We start from the raw sequence: 14,549 nt of genomic DNA, 5'->3' as shown, positions 1-14,549 counted from the left end.
GGGCCGGCCTCCCATGTTCAAGAAGATCCTGATCGCCAACCGCGGCGAGATCGCGTTGCGCATCCAGCGCGCCTGCCGCGAGATGGGCATCAAGGCGGTGATGGTCTATTCCGAGGCCGACCGTGACGCCAAGTACGTGCGCCTGGCCGACGAGGCGGTCTGCATCGGTCCGGCCCCGTCCGGCCAGAGCTACCTCAGCATGCCGGCCATCATCTCGGCGGCCGAGGTCACCGATGCCGAGGCCATCCACCCTGGCTACGGCTTCCTGTCCGAGAACGCCGACTTCGCCGAACGGGTCGAAAAGAGCGGCTTCACCTTCATTGGCCCCACCCCCGAGTCGATCCGCCTGATGGGCGACAAGGTGTCGGCCAAGCAGGCCATGATCCGCGCCGGCGTGCCCTGCGTGCCCGGCTCGGACGGCGCGCTGCCGGACGATCCGGTGGCCATCAAGCGCATTGCCAAGTCGGTGGGCTACCCGGTCATCATCAAGGCGGCCGGTGGCGGCGGCGGTCGCGGCATGCGGGTGGTCCACACCGAGGCGGCCCTCATCCATGCGGTGCAGACCACCAAGGCCGAAGCCGGCGCAGCCTTCGGCAATGCCGAGGTCTACATGGAGAAGTTCCTCCAGAACCCGCGCCACATCGAGATCCAGATCCTGGCCGACACCCACCGCAATGCGGTGTACCTGGGCGAGCGCGACTGCTCCATGCAGCGCCGTCACCAGAAGGTGATCGAGGAAGCGCCGGCCCCGGGCATCCCGCGCCGTCTGATCGAGAAGATCGGCGAGCGTTGCGCGGCCGCCTGCAAGAAGATCGGCTACCGCGGTGCCGGCACCTTCGAGTTCCTGTTCGAGAACGGCGAGTTCTACTTCATCGAGATGAACACCCGCGTGCAGGTGGAGCATCCGGTGACCGAACTCATCACCGGCATCGACATCGTGCGCACCCAGATCGCGGTGGCGGCCGGCGAGAAGTTGCCCTTCACCCAGCGCCAGATCCAGCTGCGCGGTCATGCCATCGAATGCCGGGTGAACGCCGAGGACCCGTACAAGTTCACCCCGTCGCCGGGCCGCATCACCACCTGGCATGCGCCGGGCGGGCCGGGCGTGCGGGTCGATTCGCACGTCTACACCAACTACTTCGTGCCGCCCAACTACGACTCCATGATCGGCAAGATCATCGTGCACGGCGACACCCGCGAGCAGGCCCTGGCCCGCATGCGCACCGCGCTGGCCGAGACCGTGATCGAGGGCATCAAGACCAACGTGCCCCTGCACCGCGAGCTGATGGTCGACGCCAGTTTCGTGACCGGCGGCACCAACATCCACTACCTCGAAGAATGGCTGTCGCAGCGTGAGCGCTGATCCGTCCATCCTGCACGAGCTGGTCCTCATGGTGCCGGAGGCGGCCGTGGAGGACGTGAGCGATGCGCTGGAGGCGCTCGAGGCCCTCAGTGCCTCGGTGGAAGACGCCGACGCCATGACCGACGCCGAGCAGGCCCTGTTCGGCGAGCCCGGCATGCCCCCGCCCAAGGAGGGCTGGCAGCGCTCGCGGGTGGTGGCCCTATTCCCCACCGAGCCACTGGCCCGCGAGGCCGCTGCCCTGCTGCTGGCGCAGGACTTCTTCGCCGGTTGCACCGTGCTGGAGGTGCGTCCGGTGGCCGATCAGGACTGGGTGCGCCTGACGCAGTCGCAGTTCGATCCGGTCGAGATCACGCCCACCTTCTGGATCGTGCCCACCTGGCACGAACCGCCGGCGGCCGCACGGCAGATCATCCGGCTCGATCCCGGGCTGGCATTCGGCACCGGCACCCATCCCACCACCCGCATGTGCCTGCGCTGGACCGCACGGCATGCGCCGATGGGCCCGCGCGTGCTGGACTACGGCTGCGGATCGGGCATCCTGGCCATCGGTGCGGCCAAGATGGGGGCCGCCGACATCATCGCGGTCGACATCGATCCGGCAGCCGTCGAATCCACCATCCTCAACGCCGAGGCGAATGGCGTCCGGCTCAAGGCAGGTCTGCCCGATGCCGCGCAGGGTGAGCACGATCTGGTGCTGGCCAACATCCTGGCCACGCCGCTCAAGGTGCTGGCGCCGCTGCTGTGCTCGCATGTGAGGCCCGGTGGGCATCTGGTGCTGGCCGGCATCCTGGCGCGGCAGGCCGAGGAGCTGACCGAGGCCTATGCGCCCTGGGTCCAGCTGTCGGTGGCCGACGAGGAAGACGGCTGGATCCTGATGACGGCACGGCGCGCCTGAGCCGTCCGGTGGGGCAGGGTGCCGCTGCAATAATCGGTGCATGAGCCTCACCACCCGCTGCCCCGCCTGCAGCACCCGCTTCCGGGTGGTGCCTGACCAGCTCAAGATCTCGGACGGATGGGTCCGTTGCGGGCATTGCTCGAATGTGTTCGATGCCACGCTGCACTTGAGCGCCTCGCTCATGCTCAGCCCGGCACCGGCCGAAGCGGTCGCCGGGCCGGTCCTCCCGCCGAACCCCGGTCCTGCGATTGCACCGGTTCCCGCACCTTCGCCAGCTCCCGTGCCGGAGCCCGACCCGACGCCCGAGCCATCTCCGGCCGACAACCCCATCTCCGACTTCCACGCCGCCCTGCAGGCGTTTGCCAGCCAGTCAGGACCGCCGGCGCTGGACGTCGACCTCTCCAGCCAGCTGCCGGGACAGCCGGCCGCCGGCGATGTGACGGAACCGTCGGTGGACGCCCCCCCGGCCGATCCGCTGCCCCCGCCGGCCGAAGACGATGCCCCCGCCGAAATTCCCGGTTTCGTGCGCCAGGCCCGTCGACAGGCCTTCTGGCGGTCCACCCCGATGCGGGCGGTCCTCCTGCTGACGGTGCTGCTGCTGGGTGGATTGCTGGCGGCCCAGTGGGCATTTCATCAGCGCAGCTGGCTCGCCGCCCGCCACCCGGCCCTCAAGCCCTTGCTGGTGCAGGCCTGCGAGCCCCTGGGCTGCAGTGTGGAGCCGCTGCGGCGCATCGACGCCATCGTCATCGAAAGCGCCACCCTGGTGCGCCGGCTGGGCCAGTTCCATTCCTTCGACATCGTGCTGCAGAACACCGGCGACCTGCCCCTGGCCGCACCGGCCCTTGAACTCAGCCTCACCGATGTCGGTGACCGCGTGATCGCGCGCCGTGTCTTCCTGCCGTCCGAATGGCCGGAAGCGGTCACCGAACTGCCGCCGCGCGCCACGGTGCCGGTGAGCTTCCGCCTCTCCATCGCCAGCAGCGACGACCTGCCCATGGCCGGTTACCGCGCCCTGGTTTTCTACCCCTGACCGAGCAACACCATGTCCATTCTTGTTTGCGGATCGATGGCCTTCGACACCATCATGACCTTCGAAGGCCGCTTCGCCGAGCAGATCCTGCCCAGCCAGCTGCACATCCTCAACGTCTCGTTCCTGGTGCCGGGCCTGCGGCGGGAGTTTGGTGGCTGTGCCGGCAACATCGCCTACGGCCTGCGTCTGCTGGGCTCCGAGGTGACGCCGCTGGCCACCGTGGGCAGCGACGGTGCCGGGTACATCGAACGCCTGCGCGGGCTGGGGGTGAACGTGGACCATGTGGCGGTGCATGCCGACAGCTACACCGCACAGGCCATGATCATGACCGACCGCGACAACAACCAGATCACTGCCTTCCACCCCGGTGCCATGTCGCAGGCCCACCTCAATCCGGTACCGGCCGGCCGCGCCATCACGCTCGGCATCGTTGCGCCCGACGGGCGCGACGCCATGACCTCCCACGCGCACCAGCTGCACCAGGCGGGCATTCCCTTCGTGTTCGATCCGGGGCAGGGCCTGCCCATGTTCGGCGGACCGGAGCTGCTGGCCTTCATCGAGCAGGCCACCTGGGTGGCGGTGAACGATTACGAGGCCCGCATGCTGTGCGAGCGCACCGGGCTCACGCTCAAGGCGATCGCCGCCAAGGTCAAGGGCCTGGTGGTCACCCTGGGTGGCGAAGGTTGCGAGGTGTGGGAAGACGGTGTGGCGACCCGGGTGCCGGGTGTGCAGGCCACCGCGGTGCTGGACCCCACGGGCTGCGGCGACGCTTTCCGTGCCGCCCTGCTGCATGGTCTGTCCCAGGGGTGGGATCTGCGGCGTTGCGCCGAGCTGGGCAACCGCATGGGTGCCGCCAAGATTGCAACGCACGGGCCGCAGAACTACCAGGCGCCGGCACTGGCCTGAGGCGCATCGGCCCATGAAAAAACCCGGCGCTTTCGCGCCGGGTTCGAGCCTTCATCTCAATCGGACTCAGGGCTTGCTGGAGGTCGGGAACGGCCAGGCAGCCTGAGGATTGAGCTTGGTTTGCGCTGCGGGGGCAGCGGCCGCAGGGGCTGCCGGCTTCTTGGCCGGCTCAGCTTTTTTTGCGGGGGCTGCCTTCTTCACGGCGGCCTTCTTGGGCGCAGCGGCTTTCTTGGCCGGGGCGGCCTTCTTGGGCGCAGCGGCTTTCTTGGCCGGAGCAGCCTTCTTGGGCGCAGCGGCTTTCTTGGCCGGGGCGGCCTTCTTGGGCGCAGCGGCTTTCTTGGCCGGAGCGGCCTTCTTCGCCGGAGCGGCCTTCTTCGCCGGAGCGGCTTTCTTGGCCGGGGCGGCTTTCTTGGCCGGAGCGGCCTTCTTCGCCGGAGCGGCTTTCTTGGCCGGAGCGGCCTTCTTCGCCGGAGCGGCTTTCTTGGCCGGAGCGGCCTTCTTCGCCGGAGCGGCTTTCTTGGCCGGGGCGGCCTTCTTCGCCGGGGCGGCTTTCTTGGCCGGGGCGGCCTTCTTCACGGCCGCTTTCTTAGCCGGCGCTTTTTTCGCAGTTGCCATTGTTTTCTCCTTGATCAAGTTGCAAAGAGCACTTCAACGCGGCAGATGCCGGTGAAGCGACTCAACCCCCTGGGGTCCTGTGGATGCATCCACGGCCGACCCCAGGGGGCTGAATCCGGTGACGGAAATCCCATCAACGGCGCCATCGCGACGTGTGCGGGTTTCCGGTTGTTCGATAAGCATGTCGATGGGTGCAGGCAATGCAGCGCCGGTGTGTCCGGGTCAGTCCCAGGAGAGCGCGCCACCGGTCTGGTACTCGATGACGCGGGTCTCGAAGAAATTGCGTTCCTTCTTGAGATCGATCATCTCGCTCATCCAGGGGAACGGGTTCTCCTCGTTGGGGAACAGCGGCTCCAGACCGATCTGGGTCGCACGGCGGTTGGCGATGTAACGCAGGTAGCCTTTGAACATGGACGCGTTGAGGCCCAGCACGCCGCGCGGCATGGTGTCCTCGGCGTAGCGGTATTCCAGTTCGACCGCCTTGAGGAAGAGACCCTTGATCTCGGCCTTGAACTCGGCGGTCCAGAGCAGGGGGTTCTCCATCTTGATGGCGTTGATCAGGTCGATGCCGAAATTGCAGTGCATCGACTCGTCGCGCAGGATGTACTGGTACTGCTCGGCCGCACCGGTCATCTTGTTCTGGCGGCCCAGCGCCAGGATCTGCGTGAAGCCCACGTAGAAGAACAGGCCTTCCATGAGGCAGGCGAAGACGATCAGCGACTTGAGCAGCTTCTGGTCGTTCTCGGGCGTGCCGGTCTGGAAGTTGGGGTCCATGATCGCGTCGATGAACGGGATCAGGAACTCGTCCTTGTCGCGGATCGAAGCGACCTCGTGGTAGGCATTGAAGATCTCGCCTTCGTCCAGCCCCAGGCTCTCCACGATGTACTGGTAGGCGTGGGTGTGGATCGCCTCTTCAAAGGCCTGGCGCAGCAGGAACTGGCGGCACTCGGGCGCGGTGATGTGGCGGTAGGTGCCCAGCGTGATGTTGTTGGCCGCCAGCGAGTCGGCAGTCACGAAGAAGCCGAGGTTGCGCTTGACCAGGCGGCGCTCGTCTTCGGTCAGGCCGTTGGGATCCTTCCAGAGCGCGATGTCGCGGCTCATGTTGATCTCTTGCGGCATCCAGTGGTTGGCGCAGGTGGCGAGGTACTTTTCCCAGGCCCACTTGTACTTGAAGGGCACCAGCTGGTTGACGTCGGTCTGGCCGTTGATGATGCGCTTGTCGGCCACGTTCACGCGGCGCTCGGCCGGTGCCTCAGCCGCTGCAACCGGACGCGAAGGAATCGAAGGGGAGACGGATGCAGCCGCGCCGGAGGGCGAGGTCGGCAAACCGGTGGCGGCAGGCCGCGGGGTTTGCGAGGGCGTCGAGACGGGAGTCGAGTTGTCTTCCCAGGTCAGCATGGTGGTGTCCAATTCGATGGATTATCAAAGTGTCGGCATGAATTGCAAAGTGATCGCTCATGGACCTGATGCTTTGTGTTGCAGTGGTGCATCGAAAAGAGGCATCACGCACCACGCTGCATCAGGTCGTACAGGCTGGCATCACTGGCAGGCTTCACACCCCGGGTCGTCGATGGCGCAGAACTTGATGTCGGTGGCCGGCTCGCTGGCGGGTTCGGCGCTCACGGCGGCGGCAGCGACCGGTGCGCTCGGCGTCACCGACACGGCGTTGAGCTGGCCGGTACGGCCGGTGGACTTCTCGATCTGCGTGGCCGAGGTGGTGCGCAGGTAGTAGGTGGTCTTGAGACCGCGCAGCCAGGCCAGCTTGTAGGTCTCGTCCAGCTTCTTGCCCGATGCGCCGGCCATGTAGATGTTCAGGCTCTGCGCCTGGTCGATCCACTTCTGGCGACGTGCGGCGGCTTCCACCAGCCAGACCGGCTCCACCTCGAAGGCGGTGGCGTACAGGGCCTTCACTTCCTGCGGCACGCGGTCGATGGGGCGCAGCGAACCGTCGAAGTGCTTGAGGTCCATGACCATCACGTCGTCCCACAGGCCCAGGCGCTTGAGGTCCTTGACCAGGTAGCTGTTGATGACGGTGAACTCGCCGGAGAGGTTGGACTTGACCGATAGGTTGCCGAAGCAGGGCTCGATGGATGCGTCCACGCCGATGATGTTGGAGATGGTTGCAGTGGGGGCGATGGCCACGCAGTTGGAGTTGCGCATGCCGTCGGCGGCGATCTTCTTGCGCAGGGCGTCCCAGTCGAGGCTGCTGGAGCGGTCGACGTCCACATAGCCGCCGCGCTCGCGGCTGAGCAGGTCCAGCGTGTCGGGCGGCAGGATGCCCTGGTCCCACAGCGAGCCCTTGTAGCTGCTGTAGCGGCCGCGCTCGCGGGCCAGTTCGGTGGAGGCCCAGTAGGCGTAGTAGCACACCGCTTCCATCGAGCGGTCGGCAAAGTCGACCGCTTCATTGGAGGCGTAGGGCACACGCAGTTCGTACAGCGCATCCTGGAAGCCCATGATGCCCAGGCCCACCGGACGGTGGCGCAGGTTGGAGTCGCGCGCCTTCTTCACCGCGTAGTAGTTGATGTCGATCACGTTGTCGAGCATCCGCATGGCGGTGTTGATGGTCTTCTGCAGCTTGGCATGGTCGAGTTCCTTGCCGTTGGGGCCGTCCTTGAGGTGGCGGTGCAGGTTGACCGAGCCCAGGTTGCACACGGCGGTCTCGGTGTCGCTGGTGTTGAGCGTGATCTCGGTGCACAGGTTGGAGCTGTGGACCACGCCGGCGTGCTGCTGCGGCGAGCGCACGTTGCAGGCGTCCTTGAAGGTGATCCAGGGATGGCCGGTCTCGAACAGCATGGTCAGCATCTTGCGCCACAGATCGGACGCCGGCACCTTGCGGTAGGGCTTGATCTCGCCGCGCGCAGCCTTTTCTTCGTAGGCAACATAGGCGCGCTCGAAGTCGGCGCCGAACTTGTCGTGCAGGTCGGGCACGCTGTTGGGGGAGAACAGGCTCCACTCGCCCTTCTCCATCACGCGGCGCATGAACAGGTCCGGAATCCAGTTCGCGGTGTTCATGTCGTGGGTGCGGCGGCGGTCGTCACCGGTGTTCTTGCGCAGCTCCAGGAACTCCTCGATGTCCAGGTGCCACGACTCCAGGTAGGTGCAGACCGCGCCCTTGCGCTTGCCGCCCTGGTTGACCGCCACGGCGGTGTCGTTGACCACCTTGAGGAACGGCACCACGCCCTGCGATTCGCCGTTGGTGCCCTTGATGTGCGAGCCTAGGGCGCGCACACGGGTCCAGTCGTTGCCCAGGCCGCCGGCAAACTTGGACAGCAGGGCGTTTTCCTTGATGGACTCGTAGATGCCGTCCAGGTCGTCGGGCACGGTGGTCAGGTAGCAGCTCGAGAGCTGCGAGCGCAGCGTGCCGCTGTTGAACAGCGTGGGGGTGGACGACATGAAGTCGAACGATGAGAGGATCTCGTAGAACTCGATGGCGCGCGCCTCGCGGTCGATCTCGCCGAGCGACAGGCCCATGGCCACGCGCATGAAGAAGGCCTGCGGCATCTCGATGCGGGTCTTGCGCACGTGCAGGAAGTAGCGGTCGTACAGGGTCTGCAGGCCGAGGTAGTCGAACTGCAGGTCGCGCTCGGGCTTGAGGGCGGCACCCAGGCGGGCCAGGTCGAACTGCAGCAGCTTCTCGTCGAGCAGGTCGTTCTCCACGCCCTTCTTGATGAACTGCGGGAAGTACTCGGCGTAGCGCTCGCCCATCTGCTCGGCCGGCACGGCCTCACCCATGATTTCCTTGGTGATGGTGTGCAGCAGCAGGCGCGCGGTGGCGTAGGTGTAGTCGGGGTCCTTTTCGATCAGGGTGCGGGCGGCCAGGATGGCGGCCTTGTAGACCTCGTCGATCGGCACGCCGTCGTACAGGTTGCGCTTGGTCTCGGCCACGATGGGCTCGGGCTTGACGTCGGCTCCCAGGCCGGCACAGGCCTGGGCGATCAGGCTCTGCAGACCCTGCAGGTCCAGCGGCACGCGCTGGCCACGGTCGAGCACATGCAGCTGCGGCTCGGCCGGCTGGGCCACGGCCTGGCTGGCGCGTTCGCGGGTGCGGCGCTCGCGGTAGAGCACGTAGGCACGGGCCACCTCATGGTGACCGCCGCGCATCAGGCCGAGTTCGACCTGGTCCTGCACGTCTTCGATGTGGAAGGTGCCGCCGCCCGGGCGCGAGCGCATCAGTGCGCGCACCACGGCCTGGGTGAGTTCGTCCACGGTCTCGCGCACGCTGGCCGACGCGGCACCCTGGGTGCCGTGCACCGCCAGGAAGGCCTTCATCATGGCCACGGCGATCTTGCTGGGCTCGAAGGACACCACCGCGCCGTTGCGGCGGATGATCTGGTAATGGGCCAGGACGGAAGCGCTCACGGGCGCTGCGGCGGGGCTCATGCTGCCGGTCGGCATGGCCGACGGGCTGGGGGTGGTCTGGGGGGTGGTGGCGGTCAGCATGGTTCCTCTTGGGTGTTGTTGTGGGATGTCCGGAGCATTTCGGCCTGTTGGGCTCTTCTCGGAGGCACACTATATCTGGTGTCCATGACCCCTTCAAGCCACTACCTATGGTGTGTGGCCCGTGGAAGGGCCATCAGCCGATGCGCCGGATTTCGCTGGGTAAAAAGAGGCCGCCGACCGGACGGGACGGCCCTGCCGGCATCGCTGCAGCCGTGCGATGCGGGGGGCGCGACCCGAGTCTCCGCGCGGTCTGCGGACCGATTTCGTGCGCCAGCCCGCATCGGGCCGGGCTCAGGCCGATGCACCGTCCTGGGGAGGGTGATCCGGTCCGTTGGCCCGCGGGTGGGTGACCTCGGGAAAGTACCCACGGTCCCAGCCCAGATCGGCCGCCGCCAGCTGTTGCAGATGTGCCCAATCAAACCCCGTGCCGGGGTCAAGTTTGCGACCCGGCGCGATGTGTTCGTGTCCGGCCACATGCCGCAGCGGGTGGCGCTGCGCCAGCTGCCGCATCAGGCGGATCAGGCGCTGGTACTGCGGGGCCTCGAAGCTGTCGCCTTCCAGGCCTTCGAGCTCGATGCCGATCGAGTCGTCGTTGCAGTTCTCGCGGCCTCGCCAGCAGGACCGCCCCGCATGCCAGGCGCGTTCGAAGGTGTCGACGAACTGCACCAGCTCCCCGTCGCGGCGGATGAAGAAGTGCGACGAGACCTCCATGCCCCGGATCTGGTCGAAGTAGGGGTGGGCGTCCCAGTCCAGGCGGTTGCCGAAGAACTGTTCGACCTCGGGGCCCCCGTAGCGACCCGGCGGCAGGCTGATCGAGTGCAGCACCACCAGATCGATGACGGCGCCGGCCGGCCGGGGGCCGAAGTTGGGCGACGGGCAGTGGCGCGCCTCGCGCAGCCAGCCGCCCTGCCAGCCCGGCGGATCGGCTGTGTGGCCGGACAGGCCGTCAGCGGGTGTCATCGTCGTCGAGCTCCGGTTCGGCGGGACCGGACGGCATGACGATGCCCAGGCGCTGGATGCGATAGCGCATCTGGCGCAGGTTCAGGCCCAGCCGTGCGGCGGCGGCAGTGCGGTTGTAGCCGCACTCGCGCAGCGCCTTGAGCAGCACCTGGCGTTCCTTCTCGTCGAGGTAACGCTGCAGGTCGTCCGGAATGCCCTCGGGTCCCTGCGTCTCCGGTGCGCTTTCGCGCATGGCGCGGTTCAGGGGCATGGGATCGGTCGGCGCCTCGTCGAACGACTCGCCGAAGTCGGGCACGTCCAGCTGATGCCCGTCGCTCAGCGCGAGGGCGCGCTGCAGCAGGTTTTCCAGTTCGCGCACATTGCCCGGCAGCTCGCGGCTGGCCAGCCAGTCGCGGGCACGGGCGGTGAGCTGCGGCACGGTCTGTCCGATGTCCTGGCACAGCCGCTCCAGCAGGGCCTGCACCAGGTCGTCGAGGTCTTCGCGGCGTTCCCGCAGGGCCGGCGTGCGCAGCCCGATCACGTTGAGCCGGTAGAACAGGTCCTGGCGGAACTGACCGGCCTGCACCAGGGCCGGCAGGTCGCGGTGGGTGGCACTCACCAGCCGCACATCGACCGCTTCCTCCTGCACGCCACCCAGCGCACGCACCCGCCGTTCCTGGATGACGCGCAGCAGCTTGGCCTGCATGGCCAGGGGCAGGTCGCCGATCTCGTCCAGGAAGAGCGTGCCGCCGCGCGCCGCCTGGAAGTACCCCTCGCGGTCGGCGGTGGCGCCGGTGTAGGCGCCTTTGCGGGCACCGAAGAATTCGGCCTCGATCAGGTTCTCGGGAATCGCGCCGCAGTTGACGGCCACGAACGGGCCGCTGGCCCGGTGGCTGCAGTCGTGCACCGCCCGCGCCACCAGCTCCTTGCCGGTGCCCGATTCGCCCAGGATCAGCACCGGCGCCATGCTGGTGGCCACCTTCTCGATGCGCGACTTGATCTGCACGATGCTGGGCGAGCGGCCCACGATGCGCGAGAGGGACTGCACCCCGGCCGGCGGGGGCGGTGCTGCACGCAGGGGTTCCCCCGCCGCACCGGAGGTCAGCGGTGCCCGCTGGCTGCGCAGGGCGGAGGCCACGGCGCTGCGCAGCTGCTTGAGGTCCACCGGCTTGGTCAGGTAATCGAAGGCGCCGGCCTTGAGCACCTCCACGGCGTTTTCTGCCGAGCCATAGGCCGTGATGACGATGCACTTCTCGGTGCGCTGTGCGGCCGAGAGTTCGCGCAGCAGTTCAAGGCCCAGCCCGTCGGGCAGCCGCATGTCCGAGATGACGATGTCGAAGCGGTCGCGCCCCACGGCCTCGCGTGCCTGGGTCAGGTCGCCCACGGCCACCACGGCGTGACCCTCGCGCAGCAGCGTGAGTTCATAGAGGGTTCGCAGATCGGGTTCGTCGTCGACGACCAGGATGGAAGCGCTGGACGGGGAGCTGGGAGACGGCATGGCAGGGCGATGGTGCGTCAGGCGGCCTGTTGCGGCGGTCGGCTGTGGCGTGCCGGCGGCGCAGCCAGCGGCAGCAGCACATAGAACTCGTTGCCTTCACGCTGGTCGAGCTGGGTGCGCTGGTAGGCGATGTGGGCGCCGTAACGCTGGCACAGCTCGCGGCAGATGAACAGGCCCAGTCCGCTGGACCGGCTCTCGGACGAGAAGAACGGCTCGAACAGGTGGCGCAGCACGGTGGCCTCAAGGGGCGGGCCGTCGCTCCAGATCGACAGCCGCACATGTTCCGCCCCGCTGGGCTGCGTGATGACCCGGATCGACGCCGGCTGCGCACTGGCATGGCGTTCGGCGTTGTCCAGCAGGTTCACCATCAGCCGGCGCAGGTGTTCGGGCTCGAAGGCCACCTGCACCTTGGGGGCATGGGTGTGCACGCCCAGGCGGTGCCCGGGCTGGACCTGGGCATTCCACTCGCCGGTGATCACCCGAACCGATGCATCGAGCGGCACCACCGGTGCCCCGCCCGCCGATTGCGAGGGCTGCACCCGGGCCACATTGAGGATGTCGTCGACGATGCGCGAGAGCCGGGTCGCGTTCTGCTCGATCATGCCGGTCAGCCGCTTCTGCGCCGGCTCCTTCACCTCTTCGTCCAGCAGCGCATTGGCCTGGGTGATGGCGGTCAGCGGGTTGCGGATCTCGTGGGCCACGGCCGCCGACATGCGGCCCATGGACGCGAGCTTTTCGGTGCGCACCCGGGCCTCGACCTCCCGCAGGTCTTCCAGGAACAGCACGCACAGGCCGGCCCGGCGGCCCTCCGATGCGGTCAGCCGGGTGCGGGCCAGCAGGCGCTGGCTGGGACGGTCGTCGTGCTCGATGGTGGTTTCGGTCTCCAGTGGCTGGCCGGCGGCGAAGGTGTCGCTCACCAGGGCCGCCAGATGCTCCCAGCCGTTGCGGGCCGACAGCAGCAGCCGGGCGCCTTCCGGGTAGCGGTCGCCCATGAGCATGTGCTGCGCGGCCGGATTGGCATTGCGCACCACGCCATGCAGGTCCACCACCAGCACGCCGATGCTCAGGTTGTCGATGATCACTTCGTTCACCCGCGCCTGGGCACGGGCGGCGGCCTGGCTGCTGGCCGCCAGCGCCTCCTCGCGGGCCAGCCGGATGGCCAGCTGGTGCGCCAGCAGGGCCACCAGGAACAGCCCGGTGCCAGCCAGCCCGGTCTGCACGAAGCGGGTGGTGTCCTGGCTGCTGAGACCGTTGCTGGCCATCCAGGCGTCCAGCAGCAGCACCAGTGTGACCGAGGCCGCCGTGCCCAGCGCCAGCGTGAGGGGTCCCAGGATGGCGCCCAGCAGCACCGGCAGCGCGAACAGCGGCGTGTAATTGACCGCACCGGTCTGCATGGACTGCATGATGGCGAAGGTGGCCACATCCACACCGATGGTCATGAGCCAGTGCAGGGGCGGCACCCGACCCTGATGCCGGGGACGCAGGAACACCAGCACCAGCACCGTGAACACCAGGTAGAGCCCGCTCAGGCCGGTGAGCGGCAGCGACCCGCTGATGCCGGAGACCAGCAGGAACACCTGCAGCAAGGCCAGCACCACCGCCACCAGCACCCGTGCGCCCATGAAGGCGCGCCACAGACGGTCAAAGGCGCGTTGCTGCTGCTCGCGTCCCTCGGTGCCGGCCGATTCGAAGGCCGAGTACCACGACGGCTGGAAGTGGGAATTCGGCTCGTGGGCCATGGTCAGCGCGGGGCGGGTTCGTTGAGCCGGTGGTGCTCGGCGCTGCAGTACAGGCCCAGCGTGCCCTCCACTGCGTCGGCCCGGGGCAGGTGGGTGCCGCAGTGGCGGCAGGCCACCATGGCCACCGGTGCCGGCACCGGCCGCGGCGCCGGCGGGCGCTGGCGGGCCTCTTCTTCCAGGGCTTCCCGGCGGTTCTTGCGCCAGATGTGCACGGCCACCAGGACCACCACCAGAACGAGCAGGTATTTCATGCGGGGGGATGGATCGGGGTCAGCGTTGCAGGAACACTTCGATCACGAAGCGCGAGCCCACGTAGCCCAGCAGCAGCAGGCCTGCGCCCAGGTACACCATGCGGGCGGCCATGCCGCCGCGCCAGCCCAGCCGCCAGCGGCCCAGCAGCAGCACGCCCATGGTGGCCCAGGCCAGCACCGAGAACACGGTCTTGTGGTTCCAGGTCCAGCGGTGGTTGAGCGATTCGGCAAACCAGCCACCGGCCAGCAGGGTGGCGGTCAGCAGCACGAAGCCGGCGCCCACCAGCCGGAAGGTCAGCCGCTCCAGGGTGAGCAGGGGCATGTCGGTGTCGTTGGTGCGTCCCAGCCGCATGGCCTTCTCGGCCCGCTGCATGAGCCAGGCATGGGTCACCGCCGCGGCGATCATGCCGTAGGACGCGATGCCCAGCGCCCAGTGCAGAGGCATCCAGGGCGAGGACAGCGCGGGATACGTGGCGCCGGGAAACACCAGCGCCAGCAGCACCACGCCCATGCCCAGCCAGCCCAGTGCACGACGGGCCTTGAGCTGCGGATAGAGCCGGCTCTCCAGCAGGTACACCGTGAGCACCAGCCACAGGGTGATGGAGAGTGCCGGTGCAAAACCGAACGAGGCCGGCTGGTTGAGCAGACCGCGCAGCAGCACCACCGCGTGCAGCAGCCAGGCCAGGACCAGCAGGCTTCGCAGTTGCGCCGCCGACATGCGGGCATGGGCCCACAGCATGAGGGCATAGGCCAGGGCGGTCAGGCCGGAAGCGATGATGGTGGGGGCCGGACTGGACAGCATGGGCATCAGGCCTCGGGATGGCCGCGCGCCGGCAGGGCTGAGGAGGGGCGCGCGGCTAAAATCATCCGCAC

At 67.9% G+C, this 14,549-nt stretch carries 12 protein-coding genes; 4 read left to right on the top strand and 8 right to left on the bottom strand.

The features are described 5' to 3' along the window. The first annotated feature begins 13 nt into the window (after positions 1 to 13). From accC to CAP38_RS10010, 4 genes are read left to right on the top strand one after another with little or no spacing between them, the layout of a single operon-like run. Positions 14 to 1,363, top strand: a complete 1,350-nt coding sequence (accC, locus tag CAP38_RS10025; protein ID WP_086121268.1) for an acetyl-CoA carboxylase biotin carboxylase subunit — start codon at positions 14 to 16, stop codon at positions 1,361 to 1,363. A 10-nt stretch (positions 1,364 to 1,373) separates the two neighbouring features. Further along, positions 1,374 to 2,258 (top strand): 50S ribosomal protein L11 methyltransferase, encoded by an 885-nt coding sequence (prmA, locus tag CAP38_RS10020; RefSeq protein WP_086121406.1) that lies wholly within the window; start codon positions 1,374 to 1,376, stop codon positions 2,256 to 2,258. A gap of 40 nt (positions 2,259 to 2,298) precedes the next feature. Continuing rightward, a complete protein-coding gene (locus CAP38_RS10015; RefSeq protein WP_086121267.1) occupies positions 2,299 to 3,288 on the top strand; it encodes a zinc-ribbon and DUF3426 domain-containing protein in 990 nt (329 codons plus the stop codon). Between the two features lie 12 nt (positions 3,289 to 3,300). Beyond that, positions 3,301 to 4,194: a carbohydrate kinase family protein gene (locus CAP38_RS10010; protein WP_086121266.1), complete on the top strand. Its 894-nt coding sequence runs from the start codon at positions 3,301 to 3,303 to the stop codon at positions 4,192 to 4,194. Positions 4,195 to 4,260: 66 nt separating this feature from the next. Here the strand turns inward: CAP38_RS10010 and CAP38_RS10005 are convergent, their stop codons facing one another. The 8 genes from CAP38_RS10005 to CAP38_RS09970 form a co-directional block, all read right to left on the bottom strand. Next, the gene (locus tag CAP38_RS10005) at positions 4,261 to 4,809 is read right to left on the bottom strand and encodes a histone (protein WP_086121265.1); all 549 of its coding nucleotides are present in this window, start codon (positions 4,807 to 4,809) and stop codon (positions 4,261 to 4,263) included. 222 nt (positions 4,810 to 5,031) lie between these two features. Next, entirely contained in the window at positions 5,032 to 6,207 is a 1,176-nt protein-coding gene (locus CAP38_RS10000) for a ribonucleotide-diphosphate reductase subunit beta (protein WP_086121405.1), read from the bottom strand. A gap of 141 nt (positions 6,208 to 6,348) precedes the next feature. Beyond that, positions 6,349 to 9,249, bottom strand: coding sequence for a ribonucleoside-diphosphate reductase subunit alpha (locus tag CAP38_RS09995; protein WP_086121264.1), 2,901 nt, complete (start codon positions 9,247 to 9,249; stop codon positions 6,349 to 6,351). Positions 9,250 to 9,540: 291 nt separating this feature from the next. Then, positions 9,541 to 10,209: a 1,6-anhydro-N-acetylmuramyl-L-alanine amidase AmpD gene (gene ampD, locus CAP38_RS09990; RefSeq protein WP_086121263.1), complete on the bottom strand. Its 669-nt coding sequence runs from the start codon at positions 10,207 to 10,209 to the stop codon at positions 9,541 to 9,543. Beyond that, positions 10,196 to 11,686, bottom strand: coding sequence for a sigma-54 dependent transcriptional regulator (locus CAP38_RS09985; RefSeq protein ID WP_086121262.1), 1,491 nt, complete (start codon positions 11,684 to 11,686; stop codon positions 10,196 to 10,198). Before CAP38_RS09985 ends, ampD begins: the two co-directional genes overlap by 14 nt. Before the next feature lie 17 nt (positions 11,687 to 11,703). Further along, entirely contained in the window at positions 11,704 to 13,425 is a 1,722-nt protein-coding gene (locus tag CAP38_RS09980; RefSeq protein ID WP_086121261.1) for a PAS domain-containing sensor histidine kinase, read from the bottom strand. A gap of 2 nt (positions 13,426 to 13,427) precedes the next feature. After that, positions 13,428 to 13,676, bottom strand: a complete 249-nt coding sequence (locus tag CAP38_RS09975; RefSeq protein ID WP_086121260.1) for a PP0621 family protein — start codon at positions 13,674 to 13,676, stop codon at positions 13,428 to 13,430. A 19-nt stretch (positions 13,677 to 13,695) separates the two neighbouring features. Beyond that, entirely contained in the window at positions 13,696 to 14,478 is a 783-nt protein-coding gene (locus CAP38_RS09970; RefSeq protein ID WP_373271411.1) for an inner membrane protein YpjD, read from the bottom strand. Positions 14,479 to 14,549: the final 71 nt, after the last annotated feature.

It is taken from the genome of Hydrogenophaga sp. IBVHS2, from assembly GCF_002127215.1.
GTDB lineage: Bacteria > Pseudomonadota > Gammaproteobacteria > Burkholderiales > Burkholderiaceae_C > Hydrogenophaga.
The sequence above is the reverse complement of the archived record's forward strand: the minus strand, read 5'-3'. Positions and strand labels throughout refer to the sequence as shown.

Excerpts from the sequence above, each read along its gene's own strand:
- accC (WP_086121268.1), top strand. The coding sequence starts at position 14 with ATGTTCAAGAAGATCCTGATCGCCAACCGCGGCGAGATCGCGTTGCGC.
- CAP38_RS10015 (WP_086121267.1), top strand. The coding sequence starts at position 2,299 with ATGAGCCTCACCACCCGCTGCCCCGCCTGCAGCACCCGCTTCCGGGTG.
- CAP38_RS10010 (WP_086121266.1), top strand. The coding sequence starts at position 3,301 with ATGTCCATTCTTGTTTGCGGATCGATGGCCTTCGACACCATCATGACC.
- CAP38_RS10005 (WP_086121265.1), bottom strand. The coding sequence starts at position 4,809 with ATGGCAACTGCGAAAAAAGCGCCGGCTAAGAAAGCGGCCGTGAAGAAG.
- CAP38_RS10000 (WP_086121405.1), bottom strand. The coding sequence starts at position 6,207 with ATGCTGACCTGGGAAGACAACTCGACTCCCGTCTCGACGCCCTCGCAA.
- CAP38_RS09995 (WP_086121264.1), bottom strand. The coding sequence starts at position 9,249 with ATGCTGACCGCCACCACCCCCCAGACCACCCCCAGCCCGTCGGCCATG.
- ampD (WP_086121263.1), bottom strand. The coding sequence starts at position 10,209 with ATGACACCCGCTGACGGCCTGTCCGGCCACACAGCCGATCCGCCGGGC.
- CAP38_RS09985 (WP_086121262.1), bottom strand. The coding sequence starts at position 11,686 with ATGCCGTCTCCCAGCTCCCCGTCCAGCGCTTCCATCCTGGTCGTCGAC.
- CAP38_RS09980 (WP_086121261.1), bottom strand. The coding sequence starts at position 13,425 with ATGGCCCACGAGCCGAATTCCCACTTCCAGCCGTCGTGGTACTCGGCC.
- CAP38_RS09975 (WP_086121260.1), bottom strand. The coding sequence starts at position 13,676 with ATGAAATACCTGCTCGTTCTGGTGGTGGTCCTGGTGGCCGTGCACATC.
- CAP38_RS09970 (WP_373271411.1), bottom strand. The coding sequence starts at position 14,478 with ATGCTGTCCAGTCCGGCCCCCACCATCATCGCTTCCGGCCTGACCGCC.